Origin of the sequence: Acinetobacter sp. BD54, assembly GCF_044778325.1 — a bacterium.
Lineage (GTDB): Bacteria > Pseudomonadota > Gammaproteobacteria > Pseudomonadales > Moraxellaceae > Acinetobacter > Acinetobacter baumannii.
This window is the reverse complement of the sequence record NZ_JANJEP010000001.1, coordinates 110,767-127,995: the sequence shown is the minus strand read 5'-3', so window position 1 is coordinate 127,995 and position 17,229 is coordinate 110,767. Positions and strand designations below refer to the sequence as shown.

Sequence of the window (17,229 nt, the reverse complement as noted above, 5' to 3'; positions counted from 1 at the left end):
AGCCTTTAGCTCGCTGCTGCCGTTGCTATTGTGTTAGCAATTATAAAATGTGTTAGGTAAAAAGTTATTGGCTAACTTCAATCGTTAAGCCTGCACGATTCGCCAACTCAGTAAAAGTTGGGAAACTTGTAGCAACAGTCTCAGTACCGTGAATTGTAATCGGACCAGAAGTACGAAGACCTGCCATACTAAAACTCATGGCAATACGGTGGTCATGGTGTGATTCAATTTCACCACCAGCAAAGATTGGTGACCAATCACCAGATTTGCCTTTACCTTCGATAATGATGCCATCTTCAGTAGGTGTGCAATCAATGCCCATGATTTTTAAACCATCTGCCATAACTTGAATACGGTCAGATTCTTTCACGCGAAGCTCTGCTGCACCTGTTAATACTGTTTGGCCTTCGGCACAAGCCGCTGCAATAAATAAGGCTGGGAATTCATCAATTGCTAAAGGCACTTGATCTTCAGGCATGTGAATGCCTTTAAGCGTACGTGAACCTTTAATATGAATATCAGCAATAGGCTCTCCACCAGCGATACGCTCATTTTCAACAGTCAGGTCAGCACCCATCTGTTTTAAAATTTCAATTACGCCAGTACGTGTTGGATTAATACCTACCGCTTCAAGTACAACGTCTGCACCTTCAGTAATTGCAGCGCCCACCATGAAAAAAGCAGCAGATGAAATATCAGATGGTACCTGAATATTAGTACCCACTAACTTACCGCCGCCCACAAGGGAAATTTTATTGCCTTCAGTTTTAACATCATAGCCAAATGCACGAAGCATACGCTCTGTATGATCACGTGTTGGTTCCGGCTCAGTGACCGAAGTTTCACCTTCAGCCCACAAACCAGCTAGTAAAATACCCGACTTCACCTGAGCAGATGCCATAGGTAAATCGTATTGAATACCTTTTAATTGCTGACCACCAGTAATGCTTACAGGTGGTGTACCTTTCTCACCTGTCGTTTGGATTTGCGCACCCATTAAACGTAATGGTTTAGCAATACGCTCCATTGGACGTTTAGAGAGCGAAGCATCACCTGTCATAACAGAATCAAACTTTTGTGCAGAAAGCATACCTGAAAGCAAACGCATGCTTGTTCCAGAGTTACCCATATACAATGCACTTGCTGGTGCTTTTAAGCCATGCATGCCCACGCCATGAATGGTCACTTCACCATTTTTAGGGCCTTCAATGCTTACACCCATATCACGGAAAGCTTGTAAAGTTGCTAAAGCATCTTCACCTTCAAGGAAGCCTGTTACATGCGTAGTGCCTTCGGCAATAGCACCAAACATAATGGAGCGATGTGACACAGATTTGTCACCCGGTACGGTAAATTTACCTTTAAAAGCCTTATTTCCCGGTAAGATACTGAATTGCTGTGTCACCTTATTTTTCTCCATTAAAGGTTTTTTGGCTAACATATGATTGAAATGCTGACGTGCTGCCTGAGCATGGCCGAGTAAACCCATTAATGCATGAGAATCTTCGTTTTCAATCAATTTTCTAAGTACGGTAAGTTGTTTCTCGAAGCCATCTACAGCATTTAATATGGCTATTTTATTGGCAAAGAAAATGTCATGCCACATTTGAGGATCACTGGCAGCAATTCGTGAAAAGTCACGAAAACCACCCGCTGCATAACGGAAAATATCAAGGTTATCTTCACGGTTTGCAAGTTGCTCGACCAGATTAAATGCCATTAAGTGCGGTAAATGACTGGTATGCGCCAAAACCTCATCATGTTTGGCAACATCCATACATATCACTTCAGCTTTAGCAGCTGACCAAAGTTGAATCAGTTTCTCAACTGCCCATTCTGCACTGGTTGGTAATGGCGTCAAAATCACTTTGTGATTTGCAAAGAGATCGACCTTACCTGCGTGGACACCCGTGTGTTCACTTCCCGCAATCGGATGCCCGGGAACAAACCCTGCTGGTAAATCTTCACCAAATACAGCTTTTGCTGCATCTACGACATTACCTTTTGTACTTCCCACGTCAGTTACAATTGTGGTTTCAGACAAATAAGGTTTAATTTGCTCAAGCACTTTTTGAGTGGCACGCACTGGCAAGGCTAAAACAACTAAATCCGCCCCTTTCACAGCTTCTACAGGATCGGAAAACCCTTCTTGTATTAAGCCAAGTGATTTTGCATCTTCTAAAGTTTTCTGTGAACGTGTAGATGCCACTATAGTTGTCGCCAACTTTTCTGCAACAATAACGCGAGCCAAACTCGACCCAATGAGTCCTAAACCAATAAATGCAACTTTTTTAAATAGGGGTTGTGACATAACTTCAACTTTACTTTTGCTCAAAGTGATTTAAACCTTTGAGCAATTTGTTTTTAAGCATAATGACATGCCCATCTTGATACATGTCATTATTCCAACATGAGTGATTAAAGAACAGCAGCAGGATAAGAACCTAAAATACGAAGTTCTTTTACCATTGGACGAATCTCATTGATTGCCGCAGCCACATTTTCCTGATCGATATGACCTTCTAAGTCAATAAAGAATACATATGCCCATTTTTCAGGTAGTGCTGGGCGAGTTTCAATACTCGTTAAGCTGATATTATGTTTTGCAAACGGCGCTAAAATTTCTAATAAAGCACCTGCACGGTCATGCGCTGAAATTAATAATGAAGTTTTGTCATTGCCACTTTGTGGAATTTTTTCACGGCCAATCACTAAGAAGCGAGTGGTATTTTCCGGATTATCTTCAATATTGCTATGCAAAATTTCAAGGTTATACATACCTGCTGCGATATCAGATGCAATTGCTGCTGAATGCCATTCATTGCGAATACGGCGTGCAGCTTCTGCATTTGAGTTTAAGGCAACACGCTCAACACCCGGATAATGTGCGTCTAACCACTGACGACATTGAGCCAAAGTTTGCTGATGGGCATAAATCTGCTTAATACTGTCTTTGCGTGTATTTTCAGAAACAAGGAATTGATGATGAATACGTAATTCAACTTCACCAATCACATTTAAATTCGAAGTTTTAAAACAATCTAAAGTATGGTTTACGATACCTTCAGATGAGTTTTCAACCGGAACTACACCGTAATGCGCACTACCCGCTTCCACTTCACGGAATACTTCATCAATAGTTGGTAGCGGACGGACAACCGCATCTTTACCAAAATGTTTAAGTACGGCAGATTGAGTAAAAGTACCTTCTGGGCCTAAAAATGCAATACTTTGCGGAGCTTCTAAAGCAAGGCAAGCAGACATAATTTCACGGAACAAACGGGCCATAGTTACGTCAGATAAAGGCCCTTGATTGCGCTCCATAACTTTACGTAAAACTTGTGCTTCACGTTCAGGACGATAAAACAAAGGATTCTCTTCAGAAGCAAATTTAGCTTTCGCAACAGCTTCAGCAAGGCTTGCGCGGCGATTTAATAACTCTTGAATCTGTTGATCTACGCTATCAATATCTTCGCGAATTTGTTCTAAACTAAGAGAAGTCGTTTTGTTTTGATCATCGTTGATCATTGGAAGGCAGCCTCAGCAAAATCATCTTTTAAACGAGAGTATAACAATAGTCGGCTTTGTTTTGTTAGGCAATATGGGTGTATGGGCTTTTTTCATTAATCCGGCTCGAACCTTTGTATAAGATCACTTTATTTGATAATGATTTTCATTTATTATTTGACTTATAACATTTTCTTAACTTTATTATGCTTAAATCTTTTTTCTTTTTATCTTGTAATTTCTTTCTAGGCTCTTTAATAAGTAGTTCCGTTTTGGCTCAAGCCCCTGTAAAAAATCAATCAAAAATCGATTTTCACAACAATCAGGCCCAGTTCCAAATCAAATCTAAAAATACTGGACATGAATATCTTATTCAAATTTATAAACCACCTGTTGCCCCACCCCAACATGGTTATCCGGTACTTTACATATTAGACGGTAATGCAACATTTCCAAGCGCAATGAATATTGCCCAGTCGATTGGAGCAGGCTCTGCAAAATTAGGTTTAGATCCGCTCATTATTGTAGCTGTGGGCTATCCTCAGCAAAAAACCTTTGATGTGCAAAAACGCGCTTATGATTACACCCCAAAACCTTCTGCCGAGTTTCAAGCACAAGGTAAATATAAATATGGTGGTGCTGACCAGTTTATTGCTTTTTTAAATAATGAGCTTAAGCCTGAAATCGCTAAACAGTTTCCAATTAATAGCCAACAGCAAAGTCTCTATGGGCATTCTTTTGGAGGGTTGTTTGTGCTTTATCATTTTTTTCAAAAACCTACTGCATTCCAGCGTTACTTTGCTGCAAGTCCTTCTCTCTGGTTTGATCAAGGCATGTTATTTCGAGAATTAGAACAATGGCAAAGTCAAAAGCAAACCGTGTTCCCAATGCTGATGACGACAGTCGGTACACATGAACAAGGTGGGCCACATACCCAGTTTAATCAAAGAATTAATAAAGACGATTTCTTTAAAGTCTTAGAAAATAAACGTTCAGACCAATTTACTTATTGGCATTTCAATAATCCTGCTGAACAGCATATCACCAATTTGTATGCGAGCTTACCTAAAGCGCTTATGTTTGCTTCATGCCAAAATCTAGAAAGCTGTAAATCTTTATTCGATGAACCATCGCAGAAAACAGCTAAATAATAAAAAAGCCTACTCAAAGGTAGGCTTTTTTTTTTGAAGCTATTATTAAGCTTTGCCGATTAATCCACGTGCTACGATTTCTTTCATAATTTCATTTGTACCGCCGTAAATACGCTGAATACGGGCATCTACAAAGAAGCGTGAAATTGGATATTCAGTCATATAACCATAACCACCAAACAGTTGTAATAGGTTATCTGCAACCTTCATTTGCATATCTGTACTAAAACTTTTCAGTGCTGCAGCCGTCTCAACATCAAGTTTACCTTCTTGATATAAAGCAACATTTCGCTCATAGAAAGCTGTTGTCGCAAGCTCATCAATTTTTGCTTGTGCTAAAACAAAACGAGTATTTTGGAACTGTGAAATAGGTTGACCAAATGCATAACGCTCTTTTACATAAGCGGTTGCCAAATCAATTGCACCACGAATAGCCCCAACCGCTGTCGATGCGATAGCCGTACGTTCGCGCGGTAATTCTTGCATTAAATAAGCAAAACCTTGTCCAGCTTGTCCGAGTAACTGATTTTTAGGAACCTTAACATTGTCAAAAAATAGCTCAGATGTGTCTTGAGAATGCAGACCGATTTTGTCGAGGTTAGTTCCTTTTTTGAAACCTTCCAGGTGAGTATCCACCAATAATAAAGATACACCTTTCGCACGCGCTTGAGGATCGGTTTTTACTGCAAGCACTACAAGGTCAGCATGTTGTCCATTTGAAATAAACGTTTTAGAACCATTTAGCAAATAATGGTCATCTTGCAAAATGGCACTGGTACGCATTGACTGTAAGTCCGAACCGGCACCCGGTTCTGTCATACCAATTGCTCCGACTACTTCACCTGTTACCATTTTCGGTAACCAGTATTGTTTTTGTTCTTCGGTCCCAATATGTAAAATATAAGGCGCTGCAATCTCAGAGTGACAAGAAATAGCGGTTGATAATGCGCAAAATCCAGCACGAGCCGATTCTTCAACTAACATTAATGAATAATATGTCGGGACGCCATAACCACCATATTCTTCCGGGACATCCACACATAAAAAGCCATTTTCGCCCAGTTGAGACCAAACTGAACGTGGCATAATTCCTTCACGTTCCCATTGGTCATAATGTGGAGCAATATGCTCATTCATAAAACGTTTAAAATTATCACGGAATAATTCTAAATCTGCATCATATGCCAACATAATATTTTCCTTCGGCTTTATTGTTTTATCGAATCTCATTGCTGTGCATGCTAATCATTTTTTACACAACTGTCATGGCTTAGCTGCTCATTTAAAATGTACTTTTCAGTCAGCCAATAAAAAAGGAAGCCAAAGCTTCCTTTTTTATATAGGTAGATCTGAATTAATCTAAACCTTCTGCAACCTGAGGATTTTTTGGAGCCAACATTTTTCTGTCAACTTCATCTGGGTTGTTTAAAGCATCATTGAGCTTATCTTTATCTAAAGCACCCACCCATTTTGCAACTACAATCGTTGCCAAAGAGTTACCAACAAGATTGGTTAAAGCACGTGCTTCTGACATGAAGCGGTCAATACCTAAAATCAATGCCAAACCAGCTACCGGAATATGTCCTACTGCAGATAAAGTTGCTGCCATAACAATAAAGCCAGAGCCTGTTACACCCGCTGCACCTTTAGATGAGATTAGGAGTACCAACAACAAAGTAATTTGATGTTGAATATCAAGCTGTGTATTCGTTGCCTGAGCAATAAAGATTGCAGCCATAGTCAAATAGATTGACGTACCATCAAGGTTAAATGAATAACCTGTTGGAATAACTAAACCAACAACCGACTTTTCACAACCTGCAATTTCAAGTTTACGGAGCATGCGTGGTAAGACCGACTCAGAAGAAGATGTACCAAGTACAATTAATAGTTCTTCACGAATCAGGCGAATCATTTTCAGAATACTGAATCCACTAATGCGGCTGATTGTACCCAAAATTAAGAAAATAAAGAGTAAACACGTAATATAGAAGCAGATAATAAGCTGGCCTAACTGTACCAGTGAACCTACACCATATTTACCGATAGTAAACGCCATTGCCCCAAATGCCCCAATTGGCGCAAGCTTCATAATCATATTCACAATGTTAAAGAACACGTGTGCAATTTGATCAATTAACTTTAAAACTGGGCGTCCTGCATCACCTAACTTATGAAGCGCGAAACCAAATAGGATTGCAAAAAGAAGGACCTGTAAGATTTCACCATTTGCAAATGCACCAACCACCGTATCCGGGATGATGTGCATCAAGAAATCAATGGTAGATTGTGACTCACCAGAAGTAACGTATTTTTGGATACCTGAAGTGTCCAGAGTTGCAGGATCAACATTCATTCCTACGCCCGGCTTTGCAATGTTAATCACCACAAGGCCAATCAGAAGCGCGATTGTTGAAACGATCTCGAAGTATAACAACGCAACACCGCCAGTTTTACCAACTGACTTCATGCTTTCCATACCAGCAATACCACTTACTACTGTACAGAAAATAACAGGTGCGATGATCATTTTAATCAAACGAATAAAAGCATCACCTAATGGCTTGAGTTGCTCACCTAAACCTGGAATATGTTGTTCAACACCATTAACAATTTGCGTTGTACTTGGTGAGAAATGCCCTACCAAAACACCCGCAATAATCGCAATAATCACTTGAAAATAAAGTGATTTATAAATCGGTTTTTTAGCCATAACTTTACTTCAATCTATATTTCCAAGTCCGTTGGAAATATCAAAATGAAACGTCTATTCTTTACGAATACACAGCCCTAACCTTTCACATGAACACCGCAAAAGGGAAACGGTTTTTTAGAAACAAAAACCTTCCTACTACCTCAATGAAAACAAAAAACTGTTTTCTAAAACAGGAGAATACCTGAAGTTTCTAACTACTTTGAGTAGCTAGAAATAACCTCTTACTTTTTCAATAAAAAGCTGAAGATATAGGAGAATCACAGAAAATTATGATATGAGTGCTCAAAAAAGCACATGAAGTTTACTCGAATTAAATCACGATTCGATTAAAATTTTGGCTAATACGCACAAAAAATACTCATGCAGCCTTAAGACTTTAGTATGAGAAACACTTTTGATATTTTTTCATCAGTTTTTTATGTCATATTGATAAGTCCTTGTAGACATTTCATTTTGAGCTGCCTACTCCCCTTATTTTTACTGTTTTGAATTGCCATGAATACTAAACGTAATATTTATAAAGATGCTGAACATCCCTTTGCTCAATATGTCCGTATTTTAGGTAAGGGGAAAACTGGATCTCGCTCACTGAGTTATGAAGAAGCCTATCAGGCTTTTACTATGATTTTAAAAGGCGAAGTTCTTGACGTTCAGTTGGGTGCTTTTTTAATGCTGCTACGTGTTAAAGAAGAATCGATTGATGAACTTGCAGGTTTTGTACAAGCCACAAAAGACCAGCTTCATTTTGCACCTTTAGAAGTTGACTTAGATTGGTCATCTTATGCTGGTAAACGTAAACATTATCCTTGGTTTTTATTAGCGGCTCTTACCCTTGCTCATCACGGTTATAAAATCGTAATGCATGGCGCTTCCGGACATACCATTAACCGAGTTTATACCGAACAAGTTTTGGAATATTTAGATTATAAAATTTGCCATTCTGAACAAGAAGTTCGCACCCAATTGGCAGAACAAAATTTCGCTTACTTACCGCTAGATGTGATTTCACCGGTTTTAAGCGAATTAATATCTCTAAGAAATGTCATGGGATTGCGTTCACCTATTCATACTTTAGCCCGTTTAATTAATCCTTTTAACGCTAAGGCCACCTTACAAGCCATATTCCATCCTGCTTACAGAACTTCCCATCAGCATAGTGCACTTCGCTTAGGCTATCAAAATAGCGCAGTTATTAAGGGCGAAGGCGGCGAATTTGAACGAAACCCAGACGCGAAAACGCTGATTTGCGGAATTAAAAATGGTGAACTCTATGAGCATGAGTTGCCAAAGCTTACGCCTGAACGTAGCCCAATTGAAGAAGAGTTAGACTTAGCAACCTTTAAAGCTGTCTGGCTTGGTCAACAGCATCATGAATATGGGGAAATGGCTGTAACAGAAACCATGGGTATTGCGTTATATGCCATGGGCGTGGTTTCTAATTTCGAGGAAGCGATGCAAAAAGCAAAAGTATTATGGGAAACACGAAATATAAACTCAGAAAGCTAAATATAGTCCATACAGCCTTATATAGCATGTTTTTCCTATATCACTGCATATAGGCTTTTATTACTTTTGAAGGATCAAAAGTAACCAAAAATCCTCTGTATCACTGACGATACTTCCTTGTATCGCAGTGATACGGGCGACATCCATGTCGCCTACACGATAGCAAATACTAACTAAGATTTATTCTAAAAGTGATTTTAAACAAAACGAATCGGTTTAAATTCAGGCTCATGCTTGTGATGATCATCTTCACAAACCTCACCCTCTTCTTTTGTACCACGGTCAATATAACCACTACGCTGTTCTTCTGGTAAGTTCTTTAACTCCCAAGCAATAACAGCTTGCATACATGTTTCACGTTGTTCTTTCGTTAAAGCAACACCATTTGGCCATTTACCAATTTCTACTGCTGTTTTTAAACGCTCTACAATCTCAGGGTTTAAAACAGATAGCATTTGTTCAATATTCATGATTCATCTCTTTGAAAAGATTCAAAATCTTGGTTCCAACCCAATTTGGTACGACAAGCCATATAGAAATCATAACCAGGTGGGTGTAATAAACTTAATTTAAATGGGTGTTTGCGGATGTGCAAACTATCACCGACATTGAGAGAGACACTATGTTGTCCATCTGCACTTACCATCGGTAATACCCGATTTTCGCGAATGACGATTTTAATTTCACTTTGCCCACCAACTACGATCGGGCGTGAAGATAATGTATGGGGATGCATAGGAACTAATGCAATAGCATCCATACTTGGATGTAAAATTGGTCCACCACCTGATAAAGCATAAGCAGTTGAACCGGTTGGTGTCGAAACAATTAAACCATCACTATGCTGGCGATAAACATATTGCCCATCGATATTGAGTTCAAAATCGATCATATGTACCGACTTACCAGAGTGTAGTACGACGTCATTTAAAGCAATTGCATCATAAATGACTTCACCATTAGTACGTACTTCCATTTCAAGCAAGAAACGGCGATCAAGCTGGAAATGACCTTGTAAAACCTGATCAAGCTTAAAAATAGCTTCCGAAGGCTTAATATCGGTTAAAAAACCTAAACGTCCACGGTTAATCCCGATTACAGGCGTATTGTAGCGCACTAAAGCTCTGGCTGCATGAAGCAATGAACCGTCACCGCCTACAACAATCACCAGATCAGCGACTTCACCTAATAAGTGACGACTAACGACTTGCGCATGATCATAGGGCACTAATTCGGCAGTTTCCTGATCAAAAATGGGGTTTAGGCCTAAACTTAGCAAATGGTCATGAATTAAACATAGTGTTTCTACAACTGATGATTTATCTGGTCGACCAATTAACCCGACGTTTCTGAAGGACTTATGTGAAATTTGCACGAATGAGTAAGCTCCGCTGCGATTCTACGCTATCATAACATTAACCAGATTAATTTAAAAAAACATAACAACAAGATACTGTAAAATTCAATCTAAGTTTTCCATTTATTCACAGTTTTATCATTGCAAATTGATGACAAGCTATCGCATCATTAACGCATTGTTTAGGGTTTTATCTCATTTATATGAAGTTTGAACGTGGTATCGGTTTCTTCGCGCTAATTTTTTCCATTTTGGTGATTGGTGCTTTTATTGCTCTTAGTATCTATCTGATTCGTTTAGATAATATTATACGTGAAAAATTTGAAGGACAGCGCTGGGACATTCCGGCCAAGGTGTTTGCTCGACCTTTGGAAATTTATAATAATGCGCCAATTACTCAAGCAAATTTCACCCAAGAATTAAAATTACTAGGTTACAAAACTTCAAGTAATTATGACAAGTCTGGAACCTATGTTGCTCAAGGCAGCAACATGTATGTCCATACACGTGGTTTCGACTATGGCGACAGCGTAGAGCCTGAACAGGTTTTAGAACTGAGTTTTGCAAACGACCAAGTTGTAGAAGTTCGCAGTACAAAACCTTCCTCAACGGGGGTTGCCCGTTTAGAACCTTTATTAATTGGGGGCATTTATCCTCAACATAATGAAGACCGCGTTTTGATTAAGCTTAATAGTGTTCCTAAACCACTTATTGAAGCTTTAATTTCTACAGAAGACCGTAACTTTTATCATCACCACGGTATTTCGATTCGTGGTACAGCACGTGCTTTGGTAAGTAATGTAACTGGAGGACGTCGCCAAGGTGGTTCGACCCTCACCCAACAGTTAGTCAAAAACTTCTATCTAACCCCTGAACGCACACTTAAACGTAAAGTTAATGAAGCATTAATGGCTTTACTTATTGAGTTGCATTACAGCAAAGATGAAATTTTAGAAGCATATTTAAATGAAGTGAATTTAGGCCAAAACGGTAACTATTCAATCAATGGTTATGGATTGGCCTCTCAGTTTTATTTTGGTTTACCACTACGTGAGCTTAATGTTGCGCAACAAGCTTATTTAGTCGGTTTGGTTCAAGGTCCATCTTTATATAACCCTTGGAAAAACCCCGAAGGGGCAAAAAATCGTCGCGATACAGTATTAAATAACATGCGTGTCATGGGGTATTTAACTCAAGCAGAGTATGAAACTGAAATTGCGCGCCCTTTAAATGTTCTAAGCAAGCCAAGCTTAGGACCAGCAAAATTCCCTGACTTTTTAGATATTGTGCGTCGTCAGTTACGTACCGAATATCAGGAAAGTGATTTAACCAATCAAGGACTACGTATTTTTACGACCTTGGACCCAATTGCTCAAACACAAGTTCAAAATGCCTTTAAAGCTTCTGTAGAGCGCTTAGCTAATAGCAACCCTGCTCGCTTGAAAAACCTGCAAGGGGCTGTACTGATTGCCCATCCTGAAAATGGCGAATTAATTGCAGCTGTCGGGTCAACGCAAGACTTTACCGGCTTTAACCGTGCCTTAGATGCAAAACGCCAAGTCGGTTCTTTATTGAAACCTGTCATTTATTTGAGCGCAATTGAATCTGGACGTTATAACTGGGCAAGCCAGATTGAAGACGCTCCAATTAGTGTTCCAGTAGACGGCGGTAAAAGTTGGACACCGAAGAACTATAGCGGCGGTGGTCATGGAATTGTGAGTTTAAGTGAAGCCTTAGCAAATTCTTATAACCTTTCTGCTGTGCGCTTAGGTCAAGAGTTCGGGTTATCTACATTTACCAACAATTTAAGAAAATTTGGTGTTGAATCGACAATCCCGGCCTACCCTTCTATTTTCCTTGGTGCAGTCAATATGTCACCAATGGAAGTACTGGGTATTTATGAAAACTTTGCTACAGGCGGTTTCAAATATCCGACTCGTGCGATTCGTTCTGTTGTAGATGCAAATGGACGTTTACTTGATCGTTATGGCCTAAACGTACAACAAACCATTGATCCATCTGTCGGTTATATCATGAACTATGGTTTACAACAGGTCATGTCATCAGGTACAGGACGTGCAGCCTATAACAGCTTATCTCCAGCTTTAAAATTAGCGGGTAAATCAGGTACGACTAACGATACACGTGACTCATGGTTTGCCGGCTATTCAGGTAATCATGTTGCAGTAGTATGGTTAGGTTTAGATGACAATAAAGTAACTGGTTTAACAGGTTCATCTGGTGCATTACCAGTATGGATTAATGTGATGAAACAATTACGCCAGACACCAGTAAACTTACGTCAACCAGACTCTGTACAGTGGCAATGGATTGACCGTGCATCGGGTGACTTATCGGCACAAGCTTGTGATGGTGCCATGTATATTCCAATGCTAGCGCATACAGTCCCACATCGTGCTACGCCATGTGGAGCACCGTATTATCAAGTTGATCCAACATATACGCCACAAAGTGATAACACAATTCCTGAGCCTCAGGATGATAATACCGACAGTTATATTCGTGAAAGTGAAAACCAGATGGAACAAGATCTGTCGAATAACACACGAATCATTTCAAGTGGTAGTTATAACAACTAAGCGTTAACAGGAAACAGGATATGTTAAAGAAAGGTGTTTTTTATATTGGTGCTGTACTTATGGTCGGCTGTACAACTTTACCAGATCATTCAGCTCCAAAAGAGAAAACACCTCCTGTTTCTGAAAAGAAGAAGTCCGAGTCCTCATCTGGTGTAAAAATTACACCTTATGATCATCCGGAAATTCAGCGTAAAAGTTTACAAGTGATTGTTCCTCAGCAGAAAAAGCCGCAACGCTTTAATGATGATGGAAGCCAGTTACCCGCTTTTAAAACTTTAATGCAAAAAACCGAGCAGGCTTACAAAAACCAACAATGGTCCGAGGCTGAGCGCTACGCTCTTCAAGCACAGCGTTTAGCGCCACAGGCAGCCGAGACCTATTTATTTCTGGCATTAACTGCAAATCATAAACAGCAATATTCTAACGCTGAGTCTCTTGCAAGACGTGGTTTAAGCTTTGCGCAGAGTCAAGCCATGAAAAAACAACTTTGGTTGGTCATTTTAAAAGCTGGACAACAGCGCAATAACCCAAAAACTGTTCAAGAAGCACAACAAGCATTGAAAGCTTTCTAGCTTTTAATGCTTTATTTCCTATTGAAAATTACGAATACCCGCCAAGCCATATGCACCATGTTGTTGTGCTGTGGCTAAATCATCAGGACTCATGCCCCCCAAAGCAAATACGGGAATTTGGCACTTCTCGATTAAATCAGCAAAACGATCCCATCCTAATGCACTAACGTCCGGATGAGTAGCCGTCACTTTTACAGGACTAACAAAAACGGCATCACAGCCAATTTGCTGAGCATGTTGTAAAGAAACTGCATCGTGACAAGCAGCAATAAAACGTATTCCTACCTCTAAGTCACCTTTATGTAAACTCATGAGCTGAGATTGTTTTAAATGAACAGTCTTGATCTGTTTTTTTAATTCGGAGTTCAATTGCTGCCAAATATCTACATTTATAATTAAATTTGATCGTTGCCCTTCATCTAAGGCCGTTAATTGTTCTACTTCTCGCGGGCCAAATTCATCTTCTATACGCCAATACAATAAAGCATCACTATTCGCTACAGATGTAAGTGTATGACTAATTTTAGTAAAATGAGGCCAATACAATCTTTTAATAATGTCTTTATTGGCTTTCGGGAAGTTTAGGTGAAGTAGCTGTTCACGTGTGTACCATGTCCAAGGCTGATGGATAAGATTTAATAACTCATCAGGTACATAACTATGGAACAAATGAAGGTTGACAATAATGTCATCATATTCATGGTGAATATAATCAAATTGATGCCAATCTTTTAAACCAATACCGACTTCTTCATAAATTTCACGGCGGCAAGCTTCTTCAGGCGTTTCACCCTGCTCTACCTTTCCACCAGGAAACTCATGCTTTCCACCTTGATGCTGCTGTTCACCACGCCATCCCACTAATATTTTTCCACGATGAATTAAGATAGCTATTGCGACATCGACAATCGGTTTGGGCATTTTTCTACTCACTAAAATTTTTCACAAGTGTAAGCAAATTTTATCAATTTATAAAATCTTTAAAATCTCGTTGACAGATCTATTCGATAATGATTATCATTTAAATCGTTCAAGAATATACCACGGAGCACAACAAATGAACGCACCTTTTAGCTTATTTACACGCAATACAGATTCAGCTCATGCCTTACCAATGCTGCATTCTAACAACCTATTCGCCTTAGGTCGTGAAATTCGAATTATGCATGCTGGCGAGGAATATCGTTTACGCCTTACTCGCAATAACCGTCTCATTTTAACTAAATAAGAACGATCCTCGCGTTTCAATAATATTCGTGGGAAAACAAAAAATGGATAGCATGGGCAACCATGCTATTTTTGTATTTCACGGTTAAAAGGCAGTATTACTTCAACTTTTAAGCCACCTTGGCTTGCATGCATAAAATGTAATTCCCCACCATGGAGTTGAATAATTTTTTTAGTAATTGATAACCCTAACCCTGAGCCTTGTTGCTTTGTCCCTAATACACGAAAAAAACGCTGTCCTAAACGCCTTAAGACCTCATCATCCACACCATTCCCAGTATCTTCTATAGAAATCTTCAGCTTTTGCTGGTACTGGCTTAGCTCAACATGAATAGCACCCAAAGCCGGACTATAACGAATAGCGTTATCAAATAAATTTCTAAAAGCAATAAACATGAGCTCTTCATTTGCAAATGTTTTGGTTTCATTTGACAGAATATTTGTCTCAATTACCATTTGTTTGGCTTGTGCATCAATATTTACTGTATCTATCACTCTGGCTAATACATGATTTAAATCAACGACACTTTTAGAGAGTTCTAGTTGCTCTGTTTCATTAGGTTCCAAGCGAGCGAGTAACAATAAATTTTCCAGTATTTTTGTACTTCTTGAAACGTCTTCTTGAATACGCTCAAAATCATGATCAAGCTCTGGAATATGCTGATATTTCCGTTGCAACACCTGAAGACGCATTTGTATGGCTGATAAAGGTGAACGTAGTTCATGTGAAGCATCTGCAGTAAAACGCTGTTCAGCAACCAGTGCCCTTTGTAGCCTTGCAAGTAGCTGATTTAAAGCATCAATCACAGGCTGAATTTCTGTAATAACATCTGGTTCTTGAATTGGCTCTAAGTTTGAGGCAGTTTTTTGAGCAATACGTTTAGAGAGTAAATTCAGCGCAGCCAATTGTTGTTCGGTACGCCAACTTACAATAACCCACTGTAGTAACCAGAACAGCACCATAAGGCCACTATATCCAGCAAGTGCTTTCAATACCTCTTCAATGCGTGTACTAATGGGCTGAAAAACTTCAACTTGTAGTTGAGAATCTTCTTGTTGTGCAGCCAGACTACGCCATAATTGGCCATCAAACCAAAAATATGAAAAACCTTCTGATAAGTTACCTTTTTCAAAAAGTTCATGCTGATAGGTATGAGAATGGGTAAGCACCTGACCTGTATCTAATAACTCATATTGAATATCAAATTCATCACTCAGCTCGTCAAACTGCTTCATCGAGTGTTTAGAAAGGTCAGAAACCAGTAAGGTATCTGAAATTTCATCCATAATTTCATCTTGTACTGACATGTTGTGATAAATCGAAAATATGGTGAGTAAACTTAATGCCAGTAGTCCCACCACAATACTGCTCCACATGGTGGTTTTAACCAGTTGGGACTGCAAGGATGAACGATTTGATCTCATTTTAAGTCTCCCATACGGTAGCCTAGTCCCCGTATGGTTTTAATACTGCTGCTTCCGATTTTCTTTCGAAGCTGATAAATAAAAACTTCGATTGCGTTACTCTCGATTTCCTCGCCCCATGCATAAAGTGCTTCTTCTAATTGATCACGGGTAATAATATGCTCAGGATGAACCATAAGTTTACGTAATATTTGAAATTCTTTTGCTGTTAAATCGATAGTCTTACCAGCACATAATACAACTTTCGCTTGTGTATCAAGTTGCAAATCACCCCACGTTAAAATCGATTGCTGACTCAGAGTTTGTTTACGTAATTGAGCGCGGATGCGAGCCGATAATTCTTCTAGGCTAAATGGTTTAACCAAATAATCATTTGCACCTAAATCAAGCCCTTCTACGCGGTCATGAATACTGTCACGTGCGGTAATAAAAATCACGGGAACGTTTTTTTGTTTGTGGCGGATGGTTGTTAAAACTTTTTCACCGGTCAGTTGGGGTAAGCCCCGATCAAGCAAAATACAGTCATAATCATGCTGCTCAATTGCTGTAAGGGCATAATCACCTCTTTCGACCCAGTCTACTTGATAACCGTCTAATTCTAACCATGATTGAATACTTTCAGCTTGAGAGCGATCATCTTCTGCAAGCAAAATTCTCATCTGTTTTTCCTGTTATATCCTGATTGGATGTTGCCAAGTCTTTATAAAAAAAGCAAAGCCGCATGATTTAAATGCGGCTAAAAGGAATAAATGTAGAAATTAATTTATTAGAACTGGACCTGATCTACATCAATTTCTACACGTTTTAAAGGCTTATAATCTATGTCTACTTCACCAATTAAAGTCACATTTGTATTGGCTGAAACAGGACGTCCTTGCCAAAGCTCATCATCTACATCAATTGTAATGCTACCGCTCTTATCGCGGAATTGATATTTTTCATCACCTAAAGATTTTACGACCTGACCATGTAATTTTACAGGTGTATTATCTTTTGATGCTAAAGCTTGTTTCACTGTAGTAACTGTCGCTGGAGCAATAGCTGCCTGATTCACAGGTGTATTTGCTACAACCACACCCGCAGTTGCCATACCCGCAGTCATCAAAATTACTTTAAGCATTTTCATAAAATTACCCTCTGTTATTTGGTTTACCCTTGGAATAAAAAA

General features: G+C 39.2%; 15 protein-coding genes. 5 read left to right on the top strand and 10 right to left on the bottom strand.

Annotated features, from left to right (window positions below):
- Positions 1-64: 64 nt before the first annotated feature.
- Both NQ782_RS00650 and pheA read right to left on the bottom strand, forming a co-directional pair.
- Complete coding sequence (locus NQ782_RS00650) at positions 65-2,311, bottom strand: bifunctional prephenate dehydrogenase/3-phosphoshikimate 1-carboxyvinyltransferase (RefSeq protein ID WP_057094676.1); 2,247 nt, start codon at positions 2,309-2,311, stop codon at positions 65-67.
- A gap of 107 nt (positions 2,312-2,418) precedes the next feature.
- Positions 2,419-3,528 carry a prephenate dehydratase gene (gene pheA, locus NQ782_RS00645; RefSeq protein WP_000606364.1) on the bottom strand — a complete coding sequence of 370 codons (1,110 nt, stop codon included), beginning with the start codon at positions 3,526-3,528 and terminating at the stop codon, positions 2,419-2,421.
- A gap of 185 nt (positions 3,529-3,713) precedes the next feature.
- Here pheA and NQ782_RS00640 point away from each other — a divergent pair, with 185 nt between their 5' ends.
- The gene (locus tag NQ782_RS00640; RefSeq protein ID WP_017816351.1) at positions 3,714-4,658 is read left to right on the top strand and encodes an alpha/beta hydrolase; all 945 of its coding nucleotides are present in this window, start codon (positions 3,714-3,716) and stop codon (positions 4,656-4,658) included.
- 45 nt (positions 4,659-4,703) lie between these two features.
- Here NQ782_RS00640 and NQ782_RS00635 read toward each other — a convergent pair whose 3' ends face one another.
- Together NQ782_RS00635 and NQ782_RS00630 are read right to left on the bottom strand one after the other, a co-directional pair.
- The gene (locus NQ782_RS00635; protein WP_000881870.1) at positions 4,704-5,849 is read right to left on the bottom strand and encodes an acyl-CoA dehydrogenase family protein; all 1,146 of its coding nucleotides are present in this window, start codon (positions 5,847-5,849) and stop codon (positions 4,704-4,706) included.
- Positions 5,850-6,012: 163 nt separating this feature from the next.
- Positions 6,013-7,371, bottom strand: a complete 1,359-nt coding sequence (locus tag NQ782_RS00630) for a dicarboxylate/amino acid:cation symporter (RefSeq protein WP_001085436.1) — start codon at positions 7,369-7,371, stop codon at positions 6,013-6,015.
- 498 nt (positions 7,372-7,869) lie between these two features.
- Here NQ782_RS00630 and NQ782_RS00625 point away from each other — a divergent pair, with 498 nt between their 5' ends.
- Complete coding sequence (locus tag NQ782_RS00625) at positions 7,870-8,880, top strand: glycosyl transferase family protein (protein ID WP_057094678.1); 1,011 nt, start codon at positions 7,870-7,872, stop codon at positions 8,878-8,880.
- A gap of 197 nt (positions 8,881-9,077) precedes the next feature.
- Here NQ782_RS00625 and NQ782_RS00620 read toward each other — a convergent pair whose 3' ends face one another.
- Positions 9,078-9,350 carry a YeaC family protein gene (locus tag NQ782_RS00620; protein ID WP_001019667.1) on the bottom strand — a complete coding sequence of 91 codons (273 nt, stop codon included), beginning with the start codon at positions 9,348-9,350 and terminating at the stop codon, positions 9,078-9,080.
- Entirely contained in the window at positions 9,347-10,255 is a 909-nt protein-coding gene (locus NQ782_RS00615; protein WP_001167242.1) for an NAD(+) kinase, read from the bottom strand. Before NQ782_RS00615 ends, NQ782_RS00620 begins: the two co-directional genes overlap by 4 nt.
- A 185-nt stretch (positions 10,256-10,440) precedes the next feature.
- Here NQ782_RS00615 and mrcB point away from each other — a divergent pair, with 185 nt between their 5' ends.
- A complete protein-coding gene (gene mrcB, locus NQ782_RS00610; protein ID WP_000667412.1) occupies positions 10,441-12,837 on the top strand; it encodes a penicillin-binding protein 1B in 2,397 nt (798 codons plus the stop codon).
- Positions 12,838-12,857: 20 nt separating this feature from the next.
- Positions 12,858-13,409, top strand: coding sequence for a tetratricopeptide repeat protein (locus NQ782_RS00605; RefSeq protein ID WP_000913439.1), 552 nt, complete (start codon positions 12,858-12,860; stop codon positions 13,407-13,409).
- Positions 13,410-13,427: 18 nt separating this feature from the next.
- Here the strand turns inward: NQ782_RS00605 and NQ782_RS00600 are convergent, their stop codons facing one another.
- Positions 13,428-14,330, bottom strand: a complete 903-nt coding sequence (locus NQ782_RS00600) for an NUDIX domain-containing protein (protein WP_057094679.1) — start codon at positions 14,328-14,330, stop codon at positions 13,428-13,430.
- A gap of 136 nt (positions 14,331-14,466) precedes the next feature.
- Between NQ782_RS00600 and hemP the strand changes: the two genes are divergently transcribed.
- On the top strand, positions 14,467-14,637 hold the full coding sequence (gene hemP / locus NQ782_RS00595) for a hemin uptake protein HemP (protein WP_000993415.1): 171 nt from the start codon (positions 14,467-14,469) through the stop codon (positions 14,635-14,637).
- A gap of 65 nt (positions 14,638-14,702) precedes the next feature.
- Here hemP and NQ782_RS00590 read toward each other — a convergent pair whose 3' ends face one another.
- From NQ782_RS00590 to NQ782_RS00580, 3 genes are all read right to left on the bottom strand, one after another.
- Positions 14,703-16,061: a cell wall metabolism sensor histidine kinase WalK gene (locus NQ782_RS00590; protein ID WP_057094681.1), complete on the bottom strand. Its 1,359-nt coding sequence runs from the start codon at positions 16,059-16,061 to the stop codon at positions 14,703-14,705.
- Positions 16,058-16,720: a response regulator transcription factor gene (locus tag NQ782_RS00585; protein ID WP_001221454.1), complete on the bottom strand. Its 663-nt coding sequence runs from the start codon at positions 16,718-16,720 to the stop codon at positions 16,058-16,060. Before NQ782_RS00585 ends, NQ782_RS00590 begins: the two co-directional genes overlap by 4 nt.
- 107 nt (positions 16,721-16,827) lie before the next feature.
- Positions 16,828-17,187 (bottom strand): NirD/YgiW/YdeI family stress tolerance protein, encoded by a 360-nt coding sequence (locus NQ782_RS00580; protein ID WP_000783090.1) that lies wholly within the window; start codon positions 17,185-17,187, stop codon positions 16,828-16,830.
- Between the last annotated feature and the right edge of the window lie 42 nt (positions 17,188-17,229).

Bases quoted from the DNA above. Each gene is read 5' to 3' on its own strand.
- NQ782_RS00650 (WP_057094676.1), bottom strand. From the start codon at position 2,311: ATGTCACAACCCCTATTTAAAAAAGTTGCATTTATTGGTTTAGGACTC.
- NQ782_RS00600 (WP_057094679.1), bottom strand. From the start codon at position 14,330: ATGCCCAAACCGATTGTCGATGTCGCAATAGCTATCTTAATTCATCGT.
- NQ782_RS00580 (WP_000783090.1), bottom strand. From the start codon at position 17,187: ATGAAAATGCTTAAAGTAATTTTGATGACTGCGGGTATGGCAACTGCG.
- hemP (WP_000993415.1), top strand. From the start codon at position 14,467: ATGAACGCACCTTTTAGCTTATTTACACGCAATACAGATTCAGCTCAT.
- NQ782_RS00630 (WP_001085436.1), bottom strand. From the start codon at position 7,371: ATGGCTAAAAAACCGATTTATAAATCACTTTATTTTCAAGTGATTATT.
- NQ782_RS00585 (WP_001221454.1), bottom strand. From the start codon at position 16,720: ATGAGAATTTTGCTTGCAGAAGATGATCGCTCTCAAGCTGAAAGTATT.
- NQ782_RS00635 (WP_000881870.1), bottom strand. From the start codon at position 5,849: ATGTTGGCATATGATGCAGATTTAGAATTATTCCGTGATAATTTTAAA.
- NQ782_RS00640 (WP_017816351.1), top strand. From the start codon at position 3,714: ATGCTTAAATCTTTTTTCTTTTTATCTTGTAATTTCTTTCTAGGCTCT.
- NQ782_RS00605 (WP_000913439.1), top strand. From the start codon at position 12,858: ATGTTAAAGAAAGGTGTTTTTTATATTGGTGCTGTACTTATGGTCGGC.
- pheA (WP_000606364.1), bottom strand. From the start codon at position 3,528: ATGATCAACGATGATCAAAACAAAACGACTTCTCTTAGTTTAGAACAA.
- NQ782_RS00625 (WP_057094678.1), top strand. From the start codon at position 7,870: ATGAATACTAAACGTAATATTTATAAAGATGCTGAACATCCCTTTGCT.
- NQ782_RS00620 (WP_001019667.1), bottom strand. From the start codon at position 9,350: ATGAATATTGAACAAATGCTATCTGTTTTAAACCCTGAGATTGTAGAG.
- mrcB (WP_000667412.1), top strand. From the start codon at position 10,441: ATGAAGTTTGAACGTGGTATCGGTTTCTTCGCGCTAATTTTTTCCATT.
- NQ782_RS00590 (WP_057094681.1), bottom strand. From the start codon at position 16,061: ATGAGATCAAATCGTTCATCCTTGCAGTCCCAACTGGTTAAAACCACC.